Source organism: Microvirga sp. 2YAF29 (assembly GCF_052114605.1).
In the GTDB taxonomy this organism is placed as follows: domain Bacteria; phylum Pseudomonadota; class Alphaproteobacteria; order Rhizobiales; family Beijerinckiaceae; genus Microvirga.
The window spans coordinates 1-16,931 of record NZ_JBFRFB010000023.1; the positions used below are offsets into that span (position 1 = coordinate 1).

General features: G+C 62.4%; 20 protein-coding genes. 3 read left to right on the top strand and 17 right to left on the bottom strand.

All coding sequences use genetic code 11. The features are described 5' to 3' along the window. Positions 1-294: 294 nt before the first annotated feature. Positions 295-672 carry a hypothetical protein gene (locus AB4Y85_RS18405; RefSeq protein WP_441986374.1) on the top strand — a complete coding sequence of 126 codons (378 nt, stop codon included), beginning with the start codon at positions 295-297 and terminating at the stop codon, positions 670-672. 55 nt (positions 673-727) lie between these two features. Here the strand turns inward: AB4Y85_RS18405 and AB4Y85_RS18410 are convergent, their stop codons facing one another. The 3 genes from AB4Y85_RS18410 to AB4Y85_RS18420 all read right to left on the bottom strand — a co-directional run bounded on the left by AB4Y85_RS18410 (position 728) and on the right by AB4Y85_RS18420 (position 2,349). Beyond that, positions 728-1,462 (bottom strand): ATP12 family chaperone protein, encoded by a 735-nt coding sequence (locus AB4Y85_RS18410; protein ID WP_441986375.1) that lies wholly within the window; start codon positions 1,460-1,462, stop codon positions 728-730. A gap of 65 nt (positions 1,463-1,527) precedes the next feature. Further along, positions 1,528-2,205, bottom strand: coding sequence for an HAD-IA family hydrolase (locus tag AB4Y85_RS18415; RefSeq protein WP_441986376.1), 678 nt, complete (start codon positions 2,203-2,205; stop codon positions 1,528-1,530). Positions 2,206-2,223: 18 nt separating this feature from the next. After that, positions 2,224-2,349: a hypothetical protein gene (locus AB4Y85_RS18420; protein WP_441986377.1), complete on the bottom strand. Its 126-nt coding sequence runs from the start codon at positions 2,347-2,349 to the stop codon at positions 2,224-2,226. Positions 2,350-2,624: 275 nt separating this feature from the next. Between AB4Y85_RS18420 and AB4Y85_RS18425 the strand changes: the two genes are divergently transcribed. Beyond that, entirely contained in the window at positions 2,625-4,307 is a 1,683-nt protein-coding gene (locus AB4Y85_RS18425) for a sensor histidine kinase (protein WP_441986378.1), read from the top strand. Here the strand turns inward: AB4Y85_RS18425 and ftsH are convergent. From ftsH to AB4Y85_RS18470, 9 genes are all read right to left on the bottom strand, one after another. Continuing rightward, entirely contained in the window at positions 4,304-6,091 is a 1,788-nt protein-coding gene (gene ftsH, locus AB4Y85_RS18430) for an ATP-dependent zinc metalloprotease FtsH (protein WP_441986379.1), read from the bottom strand. The genes AB4Y85_RS18425 and ftsH overlap by 4 nt on opposite strands. 113 nt (positions 6,092-6,204) lie before the next feature. Beyond that, positions 6,205-6,480, bottom strand: coding sequence for a GNAT family N-acetyltransferase (locus AB4Y85_RS18435; RefSeq protein WP_441986380.1), 276 nt, complete (start codon positions 6,478-6,480; stop codon positions 6,205-6,207). Between the two features lie 83 nt (positions 6,481-6,563). Further along, positions 6,564-7,151 carry a GNAT family N-acetyltransferase gene (locus AB4Y85_RS18440; protein WP_441986381.1) on the bottom strand — a complete coding sequence of 196 codons (588 nt, stop codon included), beginning with the start codon at positions 7,149-7,151 and terminating at the stop codon, positions 6,564-6,566. A 139-nt stretch (positions 7,152-7,290) separates the two neighbouring features. Beyond that, positions 7,291-7,752, bottom strand: a complete 462-nt coding sequence (locus tag AB4Y85_RS18445) for a hypothetical protein (protein WP_441986382.1) — start codon at positions 7,750-7,752, stop codon at positions 7,291-7,293. 117 nt (positions 7,753-7,869) lie between these two features. Next, the gene (locus tag AB4Y85_RS18450) at positions 7,870-9,153 is read right to left on the bottom strand and encodes an RluA family pseudouridine synthase (protein ID WP_441986383.1); all 1,284 of its coding nucleotides are present in this window, start codon (positions 9,151-9,153) and stop codon (positions 7,870-7,872) included. Positions 9,154-9,221: 68 nt separating this feature from the next. Then, positions 9,222-9,608: a fluoride efflux transporter CrcB gene (gene crcB / locus AB4Y85_RS18455; RefSeq protein WP_441986384.1), complete on the bottom strand. Its 387-nt coding sequence runs from the start codon at positions 9,606-9,608 to the stop codon at positions 9,222-9,224. A gap of 3 nt (positions 9,609-9,611) precedes the next feature. Continuing rightward, on the bottom strand, positions 9,612-10,931 hold the full coding sequence (locus AB4Y85_RS18460) for a replication-associated recombination protein A (RefSeq protein WP_441986385.1): 1,320 nt from the start codon (positions 10,929-10,931) through the stop codon (positions 9,612-9,614). Beyond that, on the bottom strand, positions 10,928-11,371 hold the full coding sequence (locus AB4Y85_RS18465; RefSeq protein WP_441986386.1) for a GNAT family N-acetyltransferase: 444 nt from the start codon (positions 11,369-11,371) through the stop codon (positions 10,928-10,930). The genes AB4Y85_RS18460 and AB4Y85_RS18465 overlap by 4 nt, the downstream gene beginning before the upstream one ends. Further along, a complete protein-coding gene (locus tag AB4Y85_RS18470; RefSeq protein WP_441986387.1) occupies positions 11,368-12,789 on the bottom strand; it encodes a Do family serine endopeptidase in 1,422 nt (473 codons plus the stop codon). Before AB4Y85_RS18470 ends, AB4Y85_RS18465 begins: the two co-directional genes overlap by 4 nt. A gap of 128 nt (positions 12,790-12,917) precedes the next feature. Here AB4Y85_RS18470 and AB4Y85_RS18475 point away from each other — a divergent pair, with 128 nt between their 5' ends. Next, positions 12,918-13,583, top strand: a complete 666-nt coding sequence (locus AB4Y85_RS18475) for a 3'-5' exonuclease (protein WP_441986388.1) — start codon at positions 12,918-12,920, stop codon at positions 13,581-13,583. Between the two features lie 52 nt (positions 13,584-13,635). Here AB4Y85_RS18475 and rplQ read toward each other — a convergent pair whose 3' ends face one another. From rplQ to AB4Y85_RS18500, 5 genes are all read right to left on the bottom strand, one after another. Continuing rightward, the gene (gene rplQ / locus AB4Y85_RS18480; protein WP_441986389.1) at positions 13,636-14,058 is read right to left on the bottom strand and encodes a 50S ribosomal protein L17; all 423 of its coding nucleotides are present in this window, start codon (positions 14,056-14,058) and stop codon (positions 13,636-13,638) included. Positions 14,059-14,179: 121 nt separating this feature from the next. Beyond that, the gene (locus tag AB4Y85_RS18485) at positions 14,180-15,202 is read right to left on the bottom strand and encodes a DNA-directed RNA polymerase subunit alpha (protein ID WP_441986390.1); all 1,023 of its coding nucleotides are present in this window, start codon (positions 15,200-15,202) and stop codon (positions 14,180-14,182) included. A 94-nt stretch (positions 15,203-15,296) separates the two neighbouring features. Then, entirely contained in the window at positions 15,297-15,686 is a 390-nt protein-coding gene (rpsK, locus tag AB4Y85_RS18490) for a 30S ribosomal protein S11 (RefSeq protein WP_047186967.1), read from the bottom strand. A gap of 78 nt (positions 15,687-15,764) precedes the next feature. After that, positions 15,765-16,133 (bottom strand): 30S ribosomal protein S13, encoded by a 369-nt coding sequence (gene rpsM / locus AB4Y85_RS18495; protein ID WP_441986391.1) that lies wholly within the window; start codon positions 16,131-16,133, stop codon positions 15,765-15,767. 195 nt (positions 16,134-16,328) lie between these two features. After that, positions 16,329-16,910 (bottom strand): adenylate kinase, encoded by a 582-nt coding sequence (locus AB4Y85_RS18500; RefSeq protein WP_441986392.1) that lies wholly within the window; start codon positions 16,908-16,910, stop codon positions 16,329-16,331. Positions 16,911-16,931 lie beyond the last annotated feature (21 nt).

Sequence of the window (16,931 nt, forward strand, 5' to 3'; positions counted from 1 at the left end):
GCCCTTGTCGAGCAGAAGCTCGATGCGCTCGCGGGCCGTGAGCTTGCCACGGGCGTGCTGCGCCTCGATGCGCTTCGCACCGCCGCCGAGGCGGGCCTGGGCGCGCCGATCTTCAAGACGTTCGAGGATGTCTTTCATAGGGTCTTCCCTGACCTTGAGGGGAAAAGGTCTTCTCGCTTAGCACAGCCATACGCCCCTTAAAAATCCCACTAACGGCGTGTGCTCCACAGCACTTCACAGTCAAGGTTCAGGCCCTAGAACCAAAAACGCAATAACATTGTGTTGGAGCCTCACTTGAAAACCATTCAAACTTTCGCCGCTCTCGTGGCCACCCTGTCCCTTACCGCCGCCGGCTGCGCCAGCCGCTCGGAGGACGTGGCCGCCGCTTACGTGTCACCCATGGCTTATACCAGCTACAGCTGCCGCGAGCTGCGGATCGAGGCCCAGCGCGTCAGCGCGGCTGCAGCCGCCGCCGCCGGTGCCCAGGACTCGTCCCGCACCAAGGACGTGGTGGCGACCACCGCCGCCGTCGTCATCTTCTGGCCCGCCGCCTTCTTCGTGGGCGGCAACAGCGCCCAGACCGCCGAGCTCGCCCGCCTGAAGGGTCAGATGCAGGCCGTCGAGGAAGCTTCGATCCAGAAGCGTTGCGGCATCACCTTCCAGCGTTCGTAAAGCTGTCTCGCGTAAGAAAAGGCCGCCGGGGAGCCCCTTCGGCGGCCTTTTCTTTTTATTCGGCTGTAAGCCTGTAAACTTCGGACGCGGCCCTGAAATCGGCCTCGCGCTTGCGCCTGCGCTCCATGGCCTCGTGATCTTCACCCCAGACGCTTTCCTGGAACAGCTCGTCAACATGGGCAGCGGACCAGGCCTGATCGACATCGAGCGGCCCTTTGGCATGGGCGAGCGCGATCAGGACAGAGCCCGACAGCGTGGTCATCACGTGGAGAGCGGCCAGGGCAAAGGGCGATTCTATTCGCTCCACCGCGCGCCGGACGGCCGCGACTGATTCTTCCGGCTGGGTCACATGCATGACGCCTTCCGCCAGAGAAAACCGCGCGCCGTGCTCATCCCGTGCCCAATCGAGAACCGGATTCCAGGCCTCACCCTGCGCGCGGGCCAGACGCTCCGGTTCGCTTGCCCTGTAATAGACGAGATCAGAACCGGCATAGCGCGCCAGATCGTCAACCACCTCCGTTTGGCGCGGCACAACGCCGTCAATGGCGGAATTCACGATGCGGGTGATCGGCATGGTGGCGGGGTCTATCTCATCCCCCTGCCCGGCCCATTCCTCGGCCATCGCTTCGGCTAGACCGCGCGTCGGCACGGCCAGCACCTGCTTGGTCGGGGTCTTGGCCGTGCGCCCGTCGAGAGTCAGGTGGAATAGGCCGTCCCGCTCCTCGACGCCCGCTTCCTTGTAGAAGCGTTTGGGCAATGTGGGCTTCATGCCGGCCTGGGCCGAGCGCATGGGATTCGGTTCGTCCTGTGGGGGAAACCAGTCGCGAGAATCTGTCATGGGTTTGAGATAGGCGATCAGGCGCGAAGATTCGAGGGCTTGTCGAGGAAGGTGCTCAGCACTGGGTCGAGTTCAGCATAGCTGTCCACGATATGGGCCGCTCCCGCCTCGGTGAGAGCCGCCACCGGCTGGAATCCCCAGGAGACGCCAATCGGCAGGGCGCCTGCTGCACGGGCCATCGCCATATCGTAACTCGAATCGCCGATCATCACCGTGTCACGCCCCGCCACACCCACAGCCTCCATGGCCTGATGGATCATGGCCGGATCGGGCTTCGAGGGCGCATCGTCCGCTGTTTGAATGATCGAGAAGATCTCAGCCCAGCGATGCCGCTCCAGGAGATGCGCGACACCTCTGCGGGACTTGCCCGTGGCGATCCCGAGCACCACGTCTTCCCGCGCCCTCAAAGAAGCCAGGCATTCGACGGCTCCAGGGAAGACGGTCTCGTGGTAGGCCGGGTCTTCGCGGAAGACTGAGAAGACGTCCTTGTAGGCCTTGACCAATCCCTCGATGGGAGCCTTCGATCCCAGCAGCACCGTGAAAGCCTCCGCCAGCGAGAGGCCGACGATGGAGAGCGAACGCTCCCGGTTCGGCGGCTCCAGGTCATAGGTCAGAAACGCTTCGCGCAGAGATGCGACGATGATGTTCTGGCTGTCGACCAGCGTGCCATCGACATCGAAAAGGACGAGCTTCACGTCAGGCGCCAGGGACAATCAGTTCTGCGGAAGGGTGGATTGGCAGAACTGGGGCTTGTTGATGTTCCAGTTGCCGCATTTATCGCAAGCCGTTGCCAGAAACCCGATGCCGACGACGAGAGCGGCTTGAATGATACGCTTCATACTCTGTGCCCCTTGATAGGGTGCCACCTTATTCAAGTTCCAGGCTCTGCGCCAGCATGCCGTTAAACGACAATTTTCCTATCAAGGGAACCGATTTGCACTCTCGATGCTTCAAGCTTTGCGGGAACGATTGTCATGGGCCCGCACTTCCGTTCTGGAACATGAATCCTAGTTAGGAGCCGGGACCTTTCGCTGATGATCGAACATTCATTGACGGAGGGTCGAGAACTGCCGACAACGATTGATGGGACCCAAATCCGCCTGGGCAAAGGTGAATGAATAAATCCGAGACCATCGACGCAGATTCCCTTCTGAAGCGCCTTGAAATGCTCGAGCGTGAAAACCGGGCGTTGCGTGGCCAGTTGCAGGAGCAGAGCACCAGATCAGCTGCAGTGACGCTCGGCCACGAAGCAGAGAGTCGCGAGCGTGACAGGGCCATGACCTCGGCGACTTCACGCATCGATAGGCTGGAGGATTCGCACACCTTTCTGGAGGCCAGCGAGAAAAGACTGCGCGACAGCGAGAAGAAGCTGCGGGAGATCACGGACAACATTCCCGCGCTCATCGCATATGTGGATGCGGAGCAGCGCTACCGCTTCAACAACAAGGCTTATCAAACCTGGATGGGGAGGTCGCCGGAAAGCTTTTATGGCGTCACACTGCTCGATGTGGTCGGCGAGAAAGCTTATTCCCGCGTGAAGCCTTACATCGAGACGGCTCTCGGCGGTCAGCGCACAAACCACGAATGGTGGGCCCCGCTTCCGGGCGGACTTCGTTACGTGCGCTCGGAATATATCCCGGATTTTTCCGAGGACGGAAACGTCGCGGGCTTTTATGTGCTGGCCTCCGACCTGACGGAGTCGAAGCGCTCGCAGGAGGCGCTTACTGCCAGTGAAGGCCGACTGAAGCTTGCCATCGACGCCGCCCGCATGGCGATCTGGGAATCCGACAACGTCACGCGGACCATCAAATCATCGCCGGAGCTGAACCAGCTTCTCGGCTTCCCACCGGATGCTTCTCCGACGACGGAGGAGATCCAAGGCCGCTACTCACCGGGAGAGCGCAAGCGCCTGCATCAGATCGCGCGGGAGGCCATTTCCCGGGACGATCGGTACGTGGAGACCGAACTCCAGATCATCTGGCCGGATGGCTCCCTCCATTGGCTCCTTCTCCGCGCCGAACTCCTCGGCGACGCGAGCGGCCTGCCGACCCGCGCGGTCGGTGTCGCGCTCGACATCACGGAGCGCAAGAAGGCGGAAGACCATCAGCGTCTTCTCATCAACGAGCTGAACCACCGGGTGAAGAACACACTCACGACGGTGCAATCCATCACCACCCAGAGCCTGCGCAATGCCGAAACCGCCGCCGGCGCACGCGATGCAGTCGAAGGACGCCTGTTCGCCCTTTCCAGGGCCCATGACGTGCTCACCCGCGAAAACTGGGACGGTGCTTACTTGCGGGAAGTGGTTCACAGGGCGCTCGAACCATTCCAGGCCGCACGCGGTGACCGGTTCGACGTGTCAGGCGCGGATATCCGCCTGCCGCCCCGCATTGCGCTCGCGCTCGCGATGGCGATCCAGGAGCTTGGCACGAATGCGGTGAAATACGGCGCGCTCTCAAGCGAGGATGGACGCATTGCCATCGACTGGACCGTTGTCGGCGAGAGAAAAGATCAAAAGCTTTTTGATGAAATGGCGAGAGGACGACGGCCCACCCGTCGTCCCTCCCGAGCGCCGCGGCTTCGGCACACGCCTCATCGAGCGCAGCCTTGCTCAGGAGCTGAACGGATCTGTCGAGATCGACTTCGCTCCCAAGGGCGTGATCTGCACGATCAGCGCGCCTCTGACGGTGGAATAATGAGTCTTAGAGGCTCATCGAAGTATGCTGACAGCTTCTCCCCCAAGGGGGAGGGAATAAGGACGGCTCATCCATCTCGAAAATCGACAAATGCCAGTTAGGCTGCCGCCAGCTTCGTCTCGCTCTGCACCGCACTCATGGCAACGATCCGGCGAACCTCGTCGCCATCGATGGTCTCATCCTGAAGCAGAGCATCGACCAGCGCATCGAGTCCGTCGCGGTTGTCCTCGATGCAGGATTTCGCGGCAGCGTACATCTCTTCGATGATCCTGCGGATTTCCTGCTCAACCTCCCGGGGCAGGCTCTCACCGGAGCGAGTGATCTTCACCATGCCGATGGTCGGGCTCATGCCCCATTCCGTGACCATGCGGGTTGCGATGTTGGTCGCGTGAGCAATGTCGCTCGCGGCACCCGTCGTTACCTTGCGCGCGCCGAACACCACTTCCTCGGCGGCCCGACCGCCCATGGCGACGATGAGATCGGCTTCGAGCTTTTCGACCGGAATGCAATAGCGGTCGTTCTCGGGCAGACGCATGACGAGGCCCAGCGCCTGGCCGTGCGGGATGATGGTTGCGCTGTGCACCTTGTCGGAACCGGGCGTCAAGCAGGCGCAGAGAGCATGTCCCGCTTCGTGAACGGCGACGAGATGGCGCTCCTCGCTGGTGATCACGAGGGAGCGGCGCTCCAGGCCCATGATGATCTTGTTGCGGGCGGATTCCAGATGCTCACGGGTGATCTCCGCGACGCCCTCACGGGCGGCAAATATCGCGGCCTCGTTCAGGAGATTGCCGAGATCGGCACCGGAGAAGCCGGGCGTGCCCCGCGCGATGGAACCAAGCTCCACGCAGGCGGCAAGCTTCACGTTGCGCGCATGCACGCCGAGGATGGCCTCGCGGCCCGTGATGTCGGGCAGACCGATATGGACCTGCCGATCGAAGCGGCCCGGACGCAGCAAGGCCGGATCGAGCACATCGACCCGGTTCGTCGCGCCGATGACAATCACGCCGGAGGTGGTGTTGAAGCCATCCATCTCCACGAGAAGCTGGTTGAGAGTCGATTCGAACTCGCGATCCGCCGCCGAACCGCCGCCGCCGCGCTTACGCCCGATGGCGTCGATCTCGTCGATGAAGATCAGGCACGGAGCCTTCCGGCGCGCCTGCTCGAACAGTTTGGAGACGCGGCCCTTGGCGATACCGATGAGAGGCGCGGAGAAATCGCTGCCCGACACGGCGATGAAGGACACACCGGCCTCGCCCGCCAATGCCTTCGCAATCAGAGTCTTGCCGGTTCCGGGAGGACCGACCATCAGCACGCCTCGCGGAATGCGGGCTCCCACCGCCTCGAAGGCTTTCGAGTCGCTCAGGAAGGAGATCACCTCCTGAAGCTCGGCCTTGGCCTCCTCCTGCCCCGCCACGTCATCGAAACGGTCGGCGACATTCTTGACGCTGCGCGGCCAGCGGGAGGTCGGCTTGAAGTCCGCCTGGATGGCAACGAGCGCCAACACGGCGGCCACCATGATCAGAGAGACGAGAAAGCTCGCCACGTGGGAAGGATCGATACCGGACTTCTTGAAATCCACCTCTGCGCCCGCAGCGGTAGCGCGCTCAATGGTCTGTGCGCTCAAGAGAGAGCTGGGCAGCCGGACAAAAGCTTCGCGCTGATTCATCCACACGGTCAGGCCGCCATCCTCCACCTGCACCTTGCTCACCTTGCCTGCAGTAAGCTCGCGCGAGAAATCGGAATAGGCGATCTCGTCGATATTGTTCGACAGCGTAAAGGGCACGGTCACGGCAGAAACGACGACCATCAAAGCCACGACGGCAGCGGCAATGGCTACGCTTTTCTTACGGAAAAGCCTTCTTGCCTTCTTAATCACGTTGGACACGGGAGCCCCCCTAGAACGGCTGTCACTTTTTTCAATGAATGCCGATCTCTAGTCTGTTTTGCCGCACCACGCAGTACGGCGAATAGGCACACCCGGTTTGGGGAGGATCAATTTTAGTTCAGAAGATCGTGATATTCCCGATGGCGGCGGACCCAGGCATAAGCGTAGCCGCAGAGCGGCGTGATCTTGCGGCCCTCAGAGCGGGCAATCTCCGCCACGCCCTGCATGAGATCGCCGGCGGCACCCGTGCCGCGCAGCGGGATGGCCGCCTCCACATGCCGAATCACGAGATCGGACTCACGACGCTCATAATTGGCGAAGGCCATGTGTCCGTTGCGCTCAAGCTCGAAGCGACGGCGCTCCGTATTGTCGCGAATTGCACTGCCCATTGACTCAAAGTCCCGTGTCACAACGTTCAGGGTTCAACGCAACCTGAAGGCGGGCGTTCCTGCCTTCTCTGTTTCTGCCATCTCTATGCCGGCAGCCGCTTCTCCAGCCTCGCCCTCACCTCGGGCCACTCTTCCCGAATGATACTGTAGACTGCCGTATCGCGGATGTGCCCGTCGGGCATGATCATGTGACGGCGCAGGATGCCGTCGAGTTTGGCGCCCAAGCGCTCGATGGCAGCCCTTGACTGATCGTTGAGGGAATGGGTGCGGATCTCGACCGCATTGCATCCCAGATCCTCGAAAGCATGCCGAAGCATCAGGAACTTGGCATGCGTATTGACGAAGCTGCGCTGCCAGGACTTGGCGATCCACGTGGTGCCGATTTCAACCCGGTGATTGGCCGCATCGATGTTCATGAAACGGGTCGAGCCCACTATCTGATTGCCGTCCCTCACCGTGGTCGCGAAGGGAAGCGCGAGGCCTGCTGCCTGCAGCTCAAGTGCCTTCTTCACATAGTCCTCGAAACCCTCCGGACGCGGCACCGTCGTGGTTTTCTTCTCCCAGAGATCGCCATCGCTCGCAGCCTTGGCGAGAGCCGGGACGTGATCGAGGGTCAGGGGCTGAAGAATGAGGCGGTCCGTCGACAGGGTAACGGGAGCGATGCGAAGCATGGGTCGGGAGCCTTGTGCGATGGGCTGACCCTTTCTTCATCGTCGAGCTTGCGGCAACAGTCAAACGGGCCCGACCGCAAACAGGCCCGACCGGAGGACGGGTGACGTCTTCCGGTCGCGTGATGATGTGCGTGCCGTCTCAGCTCAGCAGATAAATGATGCCCGGCAGGCTGACGGCGAGGCTGGCGAGTGCCCAGGCTCCGATGGCGGAATGCCAGGCGGTGCTACTCGTGCTGTTGCGCAATCTGCGGGCGAAGGAACCGGCTTCCGCCGTATGCCCGCTGAGGCACGAGCACAGGGCGTAATGCGCCTGCCCGTCCGAGATTTCGAAATAGCGCATGGCATCGCCAAGCCGGTCGCTTTCAAGTCCATCCGTCCTGAGGACCGGATCATCAAAAGCGACGGTGAGCGGTGAGTTGTCTTCCCTCACGAGCGCCCGCTCCGCCGGCGGCTTGTATTCGATTTCACCAAGGGAGTTGAGGCGGCGCGCCGGATCCCTCTCGAGAAGGTCGATCCATCGCTCAAGCCGTTCCTGCCGGGTCAGGGGCCTCGGCTGAACGTCGGCTACGTTACGGAGAGTGTCGAGATCCTTGTGTTCCATCGATCTCCTCCTTGCCTATGGCTCGCACGGCCAGCAGGCCGAACGAGTCGTGGCATGGTGTGCCGAACGCACGGCAAAAGTGCGACGGCGGAGGATCTCGAAAGAAGTAGTTGCCCGCTATTCCTCGGGCGCTTCGACGATGGGATCGTACTGGCTGGTATCGAAGCCGAGCAGGTTGAAGCTCTGCTGCATATGCGGCGGCAGCGGCGCGGTGACATCGATGGGCTTGCCCGTGCGCGGATGCGCGATGACGATGCGCCGTGCGAGCAGGTGCAGCTTGCTCTGGATGCCGCCGGGCAGTTCCCAGTTCTCGATGTCGAAATACTTCGGATCGCCGACGATGGGATGGCCGATATGGGCCGTGTGCGCGCGCAGCTGGTGCGTGCGTCCTGTCACCGGCTTCAGCGATAGCCAAGCAAGCTTCTGAGCGGCCGTATCGATGGTCGCATAATAGGTGAGCGCGTGGCTCGCGCCTTCATCACCGTGATGCGCGACCTTCATGCGGGAATCACCCTCGTCGCCTTCCTTGGCGAGATAGGTCGAGACCCTGCCCTGCCGCACGCGCGGCACGCCTGCCACCAGCGCCCAATAGATCTTGCGCGTGGTGCGGGCGCGGAAGGACTTCGCCATGGTGGACGCGGCAAAGCGCGTCTTCGCGATGACGAGGCAGCCCGCCGTGTCCTTGTCGAGACGGTGGACGAGGCGCGGCTTTTGTCCATCGGCATCGGTCATGCATGCGAGAAGGCCGTCCACATGACGCGTGGTGCCCGAACCGCCCTGCACGGCAAGCCCCATGGGCTTGTTGATTATGAGAACATCCTTGTCCTCATAGAGCGTGATCGACTTGAGGAAATCGAGATCGCTCTGGTCCTTCGCCGGGCTGCGCGAGACGGGACGCGGCTGATCGAGCTTCAGGGGCGGGATGCGAACCTTCTGCCCCGCGCTCAGGCGGTCGTTGGGCTGCGCCCGCTTGCCATCAACGCGCAGCTCGCCCTTTCGGACGATACGCTGGATATGGGTGAAAGCGAGCTGGGGAAAGCGCGCGACGAGAAACCGGTCGACGCGCATGTCGGCCTCATCCGGCTCGACCACGAGCGTCTGCACGCCGGTCGCCAGAACTTCCTGGGCCGCAGCCCTGGCCTGGGCGCGCGTGGGCTTCGGAGCCTCTGCGGAAGCAGCAGGCCGTGCCTGCGCCTTCTCCACGGGCCGTTCGCGCTTCTCCGCTACCGGGCGCGCACGGCTAGGGGCCTTTGTGGCTCCTTTGCCTGTGGTCTTCGCGGCGCCTTCCTTGGCGGCCCTGCCGCCACGCACGGGCTTGTCCTCGCGTGAGCGAAAACCCTGTCGGGTGCCCGAGCGTCCGCCGCTGCGGGCGCCATTCTGTCCTGAACCATTCTTTCTCATGCGATGTGGGTAGCAGAGCGCCGCATCGGCGGCAATTCTCCTCAGCAATCATCGAGAATTAAGTCCATTTACCCGACGAGTGAGCGGATAGCAGCAAGCCCCGCAACGAGGCCCGCAATCGACAGGGCGACGGACGCCGCCACATAAGCTCCTGCAAGGCCCAGCTGCCCGCGCTCCCAGATCAGCACCGCATCGAGGGAAAAGGCGGAGAAGGTCGTGAAGCCGCCAAGAACGCCCGTGGTCAGGAACAGGCGCAAAGGCTGGCTCCATCCTTCGCCTGCCTTGAAGGCAAGCCATCCTGCAAGCATACCCATCACGAATGAGCCCACCACGTTCACCGTCAACGTCCCCCACGGAAGCGCGGTGCCGCACAAACGGGCGCAACCGATATTGACCCCATGACGAAGAGCGCCTCCGATCCCGGCGCCGAGAAAGACGAGAAGATAGGCTTTCATGGCTTAGTCCCGCTCATCCTCTCCCCGCTCCCGCCTGAGCTTTTCCCACCAATCCAGCCGCTTCTTCACTTCGCGCTCAAAGCCCCGGTCCACCGGCTCGTAGAATTGCTGCCGTCCCAGTTTCTCCGGCCAGTAATCCTGACCTGAGAAGGCATCCGGCTCGTCATGATCGTAGCGGTAGGTGGCGCCATAGCCGATCTTCTTCATGAGCTTGGTAGGCGCATTCAGAATGGTCTTGGGCGGCATGAGCGAACCATGCTCCTTCGCCACCCTGGTCGCCGCCTTGTAGGCGTTGTAGATCGCGTTCGATTTCGGCGCGGTGGCGAGGTAGACCGTCGCCTGCGCCAGTGCCAGCTCGCCCTCGGGCGAGCCTAGGAAGTCGAAGGCGTCCTTCGCAGCATTGGCGACCACGAGCGCCTGCGGGTCGGCCAAGCCGATATCCTCCACCGCCATGCGCACGAGGCGGCGGGCGATGAACAGGCGATCCTCCCCCGCATCGAGCATGCGGGTCAGATAGTAGAGCGCCGCATCCGGATCTGACCCACGGACGGTTTTATGCAGAGCCGATATGAGGTTGTAATGCCCCTCCTGACCCTTGTCGTAGATCGGCGCGCGGCGCTGGATGATCTCCTGCAGCTGCTCCGCATCGAAGACCTCGTCAGGCTTGGCAGAGCGCCACACTTCCTCCGCCAGCGTCAGCACCGCGCGGCCATCGCCATCCGCCATGCGCACGAGGGAGGCGCGCGCCTCCTCGTCGAGCGGAAGGGATTTTCCGGTGATCTCCTCGGCCCTTAGCAGGATTTTCTGAATCGCGTCCTCATCGAGAGACTTGAACAGCAGCACCCGCGCGCGGGAGAGGAGCGCCGCGTTCAGCTCGAAGGATGGGTTCTCGGTCGTTGCGCCAACGAGCGTGATAGTGCCGTCCTCCATGACGGGCAGGAAGGCATCGAGCTGGGCACGGTTGAAGCGATGGATCTCATCCACGAACAGCAGGGTACCCTTGCCCGTCGAGCGGCGATGCCGAGCGGTCTCGAAGACCTTCTTCAGATCGGCGACGCCGGAGAAGATCGCCGAAATCTGGTCGAAGTGAAGCTCGGTCTCATGGGCGAGAAGCCGGGCGACCGTGGTCTTGCCGGTGCCCGGAGGGCCCCAGAAGATCAGGGAGCCGAGGGACTTCGAGGCGATCAGGCGGCTGAGAATGCCGTCCGGCCCGACCAGATGACCCTGACCGACGACTTCGGACAGCTTCTGTGGGCGCATCCGGTCGGCCAGGGGCCGAGGCGCGTTCTGATCGAGGCCGGCGGATGAAAACAGGTCGCTCATGGTCTTTCAGAGCTTAAGCGGGCATAGAGGCCCTGGTCCAGACGAACCATCAGCCTTTCGGGGTTTTGAGGTATCTCAAAGCCGTAGTTTTCGTAGAGCCCATGCGCATCGCGCGTCACCAGCATCCAGCGACGCAGAAGCTGCAATTCAGGGTGATCCATGATGGAGGACATGAGGACCTTTCCTGCTCCCTGCCCGCGCACGGAAGCACAGACGAACACATCGCAGAGATATGCGAAAGTGGCCTTGTCGGTGACCACTCGGGCAAAGCCGCGAAGGTCGCCTTGCCTATCGCGCAGGGCAAAGCTTAAAGAGTTGGAGACCGAGCGCTCGAAGATCTCCCGCGGGATCCCGGCAGCCCAATAGCTCTCCTCCGAAATCCAGCGATAGGCAGTGCCGATTTCCGCAAGCGACAATGCGTTGGAAACCGACCAGCTCATCGCCCGAGAACCGTGGTGAAGACCCGCCCGCCGCGATTGACGGTGATCTCCCAATAGCCGCCGGTCCTGCGGTCGATCAAGCGGTCCGCATCCTTCGTCGTGCTTAGGCGCTCGCCGTTGATGGCCACGATCTGGTCGCCCTTCTCGAAGCCGAGGCTCGCGGCGACGCTGCGCTCCTCAAGTTCCGAGACGACCACGCCGTCATCTCCGACCTCGACCTGCAATTCATCGGCCACAGCCGGCGACATGTTCACGAGGGTTGCGCCTGCGAACGGCGTGCGGGCGCGGCCCTTGACCGGCTCCCGCGCAGGCGTCTCCGGCGGAGGCATCAGCTTCACCTGAATAGCACTCTGCTTGCCGCCGCGCAGGATGGTAATCGGCACCTGGCCCTGGGTGCCCTTGAGGGTGAAACGGTAGCCGAAGGAATCCGGGTTATCGATGGGCTGGCCATCCACCGCGAGGATCGCGTCTCCCCGCTTTAGGCCGGCCTCCGCAGCCGGGCCCTTCTCATAAACCGAGGTGACGAGAACGCCGGTGGGGCGCTCCAGGCCAAGGCCTGACGCGATATCGCCGTCCACGGGCTGGAGGCGCGCGCCGAGCCAGGGACGGACCACGTTGCGGGCGCCACCCTTAGCGGAATTGAGCACCACGCGGACCATGCTTGATGGCACGGCAAAGCCGATGCCGATGCTGCCGCCGGAGCGGGAATAGATCGCCGTGTTGATGCCCACGACCCTGCCGTTCATGTCGATGAGCGCACCGCCGGAATTGCCGGGATTGATGGCCGCATCCGTCTGAACGAAGAACTGGTAGTCGGAGATGCCGACCTGCGTGCGAGCGAGCGCCGAAACGATGCCTTGGGTCACCGTCTGCCCGACGCCGAAGGGGTTGCCGATGGCGAGCACTATATCACCCACCTGCAGGGCCTCGGAATCGCCGAGCTCGACGGCCTGAAGATTCGTGGCATTCTTAAGCTTCAGCACTGCGATATCCGTGCGAGGATCGCGCAGGACGATCTCGGCCTCGAACTCGCGCCGGTCGGCGAGCGCCACCTTCACCTCGTTCATGTTCTCGATGACGTGGTTGTTGGTGATGACGAGGCCTGAAGAATCGACGATGACACCCGAGCCGAGAGAACTCTGTCCCCGTCCGCGCGGAACGCCCGGTGCATTGTCTCCGAAGAAACGGCGGAAATACTCCTCCATGGCCGCATTCTGCCGCCGCTCGGAGCGGGTCGCGTAAACATTGACCACGGAACCTGCGGTCTGCTTCACCACCTGCGCGAAGGAGAGCTGAACCTGGGCCTTGCTCTCGGGAACGACGCGCTGGGCCTGGGCCTGGGCGCCGGTGAAGGAGCCGCAGCACAGGACGAGGCCGAGGCACAGGCTGGGGAGCGCGCGAAGGGCGGATAGACGCATAGCTGCAGTTTCCTGTTGCAAAGGGAACGGAATAATCTGAATTCCAAAAAACGCAAAAGAGTTGGCCCTCTTCGCTTATAAAATCTGGGGTGGCATCGGACGCGTCCTCCGCAAAGCCAAGGATATTCATGGAAAACGGTCTTCTGAAGCATTCCGAGCTCATCTTCGCGGATGTAGAAACCACGGGCGTGGGCGCGGAAGACCGGGTCGTTTCCATTGGGCTCGTGAAGATATCGACAGCGTCCGTTCGAACCGGCTCCCTGGAGGCGGAATGGATGCATCTTGTCTTCGATCCGGGGCGAGACAGTCACCCTCGCGCGGAACAGGTTCACGGCCTCTCGAACTGGACACTTCGGCACCAGGACGCCTTCAAGGATCATGCCGAGACGATCTGGGACTTTCTGCACCAAGCGCCGGTTGTTGTCGGCCATAATGTGAGCTTCGATGCCAAGTTCATCAGCCGGGAACTCGCCGCGTCCGGCTTCCCGCCAATCGGCAGCTCCCTGTTCTGCACACTCGCGGCTTACCGACGCCGAGGGGTAACCCGCTCCGCATCTCTGGACACGGCCTGCTCACAGATCGGCCTTACACGCATTGGGCATACCCACGGAGCCTTGGAGGACGCCTGGCTCGCTATGTCCGTTTTCCTCTGGCTACACGATTGCCCTTACCGCTTCCGCCTTCCTGAGGCGATGCACGGCGAACCGACCAACATGAAGCCAGCACCATCCCGGTCCATGCGCACCTCCCTGGAGCGACCGCACGGCAAGGTCGCGGATCTCATTCGGGCATAAGAAAAGGGCGGCCCAAGAGCCGCCCTTCATGAATTCTAGCTGGCGCTGAGGATTACTCAGCGGCCTCGACGATCTCGTCCTTCATGGTCGGACCGGAATCCTGGCCGCGCGCATCCACGTCGCGGTCCACGAACTCGATCACGGCCATCGGGGCATTATCGCCATAGCGGAAGCCGGCCTTCAGGACGCGGGTATAGCCACCGTTGCGCTCCTGATAACGCGGGCCGAGGACGGCGAAGAGCTTCTTCACCATACCTTCGTCGCGCAGCTGGGACATTGCCTGACGGCGGGCGTGCAGGTCGCCGCGCTTGCCGAGCGTGATCAGCTTCTCGACGACGGGACGCAAGTCCTTCGCCTTCGGGAGCGTGGTGACGATCTGCTCGTGCTTGATCAGGGCAGCCGCCATGTTGGCGAACATTGCCTTGCGGTGCTCGGTCGTGCGGTTGAAGCGACGACCACGAAATCCGTGACGCATTGGCTTTCTCCTAAATCTTCCGGCCGCCGTGCCAAGGTACGGCCGTCTCTCTTAATTAACCGCCGGTTTTTCCGGCGGGGTGATCGAAGCCGCCCCATGTGGAAGGGCGGCTCCGGAATTCTTAGTAATGCTCTTCGAAGCGCTTCGCGAGGTCTTCGATGTTCTCCGGCGGCCAGCCCGGCACGTCCATGCCGAGGTGCAGGCCCATGCCGGCGAGAACTTCCTTGATCTCGTTGAGCGACTTGCGGCCGAAGTTCGGTGTGCGGAGCATTTCCGCCTCGGACTTCTGGATGAGGTCGCCGATATAGACGATGTTGTCGTTCTTCAGGCAGTTCGCCGAACGGACCGATAATTCGAGCTCGTCGACCTTCTTGAGCAGCGCAGGGTTGAACGGAAGCTGCGGCGCGGCGGCGGCAGCCTCTTCCTTGCGGGGCTCTTCGAAGTTCACGAAAACCTGGAGCTGATCCTGCAGGATGCGGGCGGCATAAGCCACGGCATCCTCAGGCGTCACGGCGCCATTGGTCTCGACCGTCATGATGAGCTTGTCGTAGTCGAGAATCTGACCCTCACGGGTGTTCTCGATGCGATACGACACCTTCTTCACCGGGCTGTAGAGCGAGTCGACCGGGATCATACCGATCGGAGCGTCTTCAGCGCGATTGCGCTCGGACGGGACATAGCCCTTGCCGGTATCGACCGTGAACTCCATGCGGATCTCGGCGCCCTCGTCGAGGGTGCAGAGCACCAGCTCGGGGTTCAGGATCTGCACGTCGCCAACCGTGTTGATGTCGCCAGCGGTGACAGCGCCGGGGCCGGTCTTGCGAAGCGTCATGCGCTTCGGGCCCTCGCCCTGCATCTTGATGGCGATCGTCTTCACGTTGAGGACGATGTCCGTCACGTCCTCACGGACGCCCGGGATGGAGGAAAACTCGTGCAGCACGCCGTCGATATGAATCGACGTCACTGCGGCGCCCTGGAGCGACGACAGCAGAACGCGACGCAGGGAGTTTCCGAGCGTCGTACCGAAACCGCGCTCGAGCGGCTCAGCCACGACCGTCGCAATGCGCTTCGGATCGTCGCCGGGAGCAACTTCGAGCTTGTTCGGCTTAATCAGTTCTTGCCAGTTCTTTTGGATCACAACCACACCTCTTGAGGTACGGCTTGAAGGGGAGCTTCAGGCCAACCCTTTAAACCGGGAAGCGCGTGAGCGGAGGCCCACGCGCCGGATGATCTTGATATTAGACGCGGCGACGCTTGCGCGGGCGGCAGCCGTTGTGCGGGATCGGCGTCACGTCACGGATCGAGGTGACGGTGAAGCCTGCCGACTGGAGGGCGCGCAGCGCGGACTCACGGCCGGAGCCGGGGCCGGACACTTCGACCTCGAGGGTGCGCATGCCGTGCTCGGAAGCCTTGCGGGCCGCATCTTCAGCGGCAACCTGCGCGGCGTAAGGGGTCGACTTACGTGAGCCCTTGAAACCCATCGCGCCGGCCGAGGACCACGAAATCGTGTTGCCCTGAGCGTCGGTGATGGTGATCATGGTGTTGTTGAACGAGGCGTTCACATGCGCCACGCCGGAGACGATGTTCTTACGTTCGCGGCGGCGGACGCGGGTCGCTTCTTTAGCCATTCCAAAGGTCCTTCAAACGCGCCCGTCATGCCAGGCGCTCGGGAGAAAGGGCCACCCAGGCGGGTGGCCGTCAGAAAACTATTTCTTCTTGCCGGCGATCGGCTTCGCCTTGCCCTTACGGGTACGGGCGTTGGTGTGCGTGCGCTGACCACGGGTGGGCAGGCTGCGGCGGTGGCGCAGGCCACGGTAAGCAGCGAGATCCATCAGGCGCTTGATGTTCATGGACACTTCGCGGCGAAGGTCACCTTCCACGAGGTAGTCGCGGTCGATGGTTTCGCGGATGGCCAGAACTTCGGCGTCGGTCAGCTGGTTCACGCGGCGCTCGGCCGGAATGTTGACCTTCTCGATGATCTCTTGGGCCTTCTTGGCGCCAATGCCGTGGATGTACTGAAGCGCGATCACAACGCGCTTGGCTGTCGGGATGTTGACGCCTGCTATACGGGCCATCGTCCGTCTCCATGTCTCGAAGCCAGAAGCTTCTGTTGATGTTATCGCGCGTCCGGTGGAGGCCGGCCCCTGCGCGGGTTTATTGCGAACACAACAAGCCAGAGAGGTTCCTTACGAAACCCTCTGGATATGCAGGCTCTTGTGCAAGAGGCATGGCCCTAACGAGATTCTTCCCGCGAGTCAAGCCCTTGCCCCTCAGCGACCCAAGATTCCCTTGACCGCTTCGGTGACTTCGTCGATCGGGCGCATGCCGTCGACGGTCTTCAGCTTCGCCTTGCTTTCGTAATAAGCCGAAAGCGGAGCCGTTTGATTTCTGTAGGCTTCGAGGCGGGTCTTAAAGACGTCCGGATTGTCGTCCTTGCGGACGGGCTCGCCCCGCGCCTCGGTTTCCTTGGCCCGCTTCACGATGCGGTCCACCAGCTCGCCCTCGTTGACCTTGAACTCGATGACGGCATCGAGCTTCAGGCCCTTCTCGGCTAGCATGGTGTCAAAGGCCTCGGCCTGCGCCACGGTGCGGGGAAAGCCATCGAGGATGAAGCCGTCCTTGGCATCGGCCTCTTCGATCCGATCGGCAATGATGCCGACCACGATGTCGTCGGAGACCAGGTCGCCCCGGTCCATCACCGCCTTGGCCTTGAGGCCCACCGGTGTGCCGGCAGCCACCGCTGCGCGGAGCATATCGCCGGTCGACAGCTGGGGAATCCCCAGGCGCTCGACCATGCGCACGGCCTGGGTCCCTTTGCCGGCCCCAGGCGGCCCCAGCAGGATGATCCTCATCGACGTCCCCCTCACAATTCT

Bases quoted from the DNA above. Each gene is read 5' to 3' on its own strand.
- AB4Y85_RS18410 (WP_441986375.1), bottom strand. From the start codon at position 1,462: ATGCGCTCGGCCCAGGCCGGCATGAAGCCCACATTGCCCAAACGCTTC.
- AB4Y85_RS18420 (WP_441986377.1), bottom strand. From the start codon at position 2,349: ATGAAGCGTATCATTCAAGCCGCTCTCGTCGTCGGCATCGGGTTTCTG.
- AB4Y85_RS18425 (WP_441986378.1), top strand. From the start codon at position 2,625: ATGAATAAATCCGAGACCATCGACGCAGATTCCCTTCTGAAGCGCCTT.
- AB4Y85_RS18435 (WP_441986380.1), bottom strand. From the start codon at position 6,480: ATGGGCAGTGCAATTCGCGACAATACGGAGCGCCGTCGCTTCGAGCTT.
- AB4Y85_RS18440 (WP_441986381.1), bottom strand. From the start codon at position 7,151: ATGCTTCGCATCGCTCCCGTTACCCTGTCGACGGACCGCCTCATTCTT.
- AB4Y85_RS18445 (WP_441986382.1), bottom strand. From the start codon at position 7,752: ATGGAACACAAGGATCTCGACACTCTCCGTAACGTAGCCGACGTTCAG.
- AB4Y85_RS18450 (WP_441986383.1), bottom strand. From the start codon at position 9,153: ATGAGAAAGAATGGTTCAGGACAGAATGGCGCCCGCAGCGGCGGACGC.
- crcB (WP_441986384.1), bottom strand. From the start codon at position 9,608: ATGAAAGCCTATCTTCTCGTCTTTCTCGGCGCCGGGATCGGAGGCGCT.
- AB4Y85_RS18460 (WP_441986385.1), bottom strand. From the start codon at position 10,931: ATGAGCGACCTGTTTTCATCCGCCGGCCTCGATCAGAACGCGCCTCGG.
- AB4Y85_RS18465 (WP_441986386.1), bottom strand. From the start codon at position 11,371: ATGAGCTGGTCGGTTTCCAACGCATTGTCGCTTGCGGAAATCGGCACT.
- AB4Y85_RS18470 (WP_441986387.1), bottom strand. From the start codon at position 12,789: ATGCGTCTATCCGCCCTTCGCGCGCTCCCCAGCCTGTGCCTCGGCCTC.
- AB4Y85_RS18475 (WP_441986388.1), top strand. From the start codon at position 12,918: ATGGAAAACGGTCTTCTGAAGCATTCCGAGCTCATCTTCGCGGATGTA.
- rplQ (WP_441986389.1), bottom strand. From the start codon at position 14,058: ATGCGTCACGGATTTCGTGGTCGTCGCTTCAACCGCACGACCGAGCAC.
- rpsK (WP_047186967.1), bottom strand. From the start codon at position 15,686: ATGGCTAAAGAAGCGACCCGCGTCCGCCGCCGCGAACGTAAGAACATC.
- rpsM (WP_441986391.1), bottom strand. From the start codon at position 16,133: ATGGCCCGTATAGCAGGCGTCAACATCCCGACAGCCAAGCGCGTTGTG.
- AB4Y85_RS18500 (WP_441986392.1), bottom strand. From the start codon at position 16,910: ATGAGGATCATCCTGCTGGGGCCGCCTGGGGCCGGCAAAGGGACCCAG.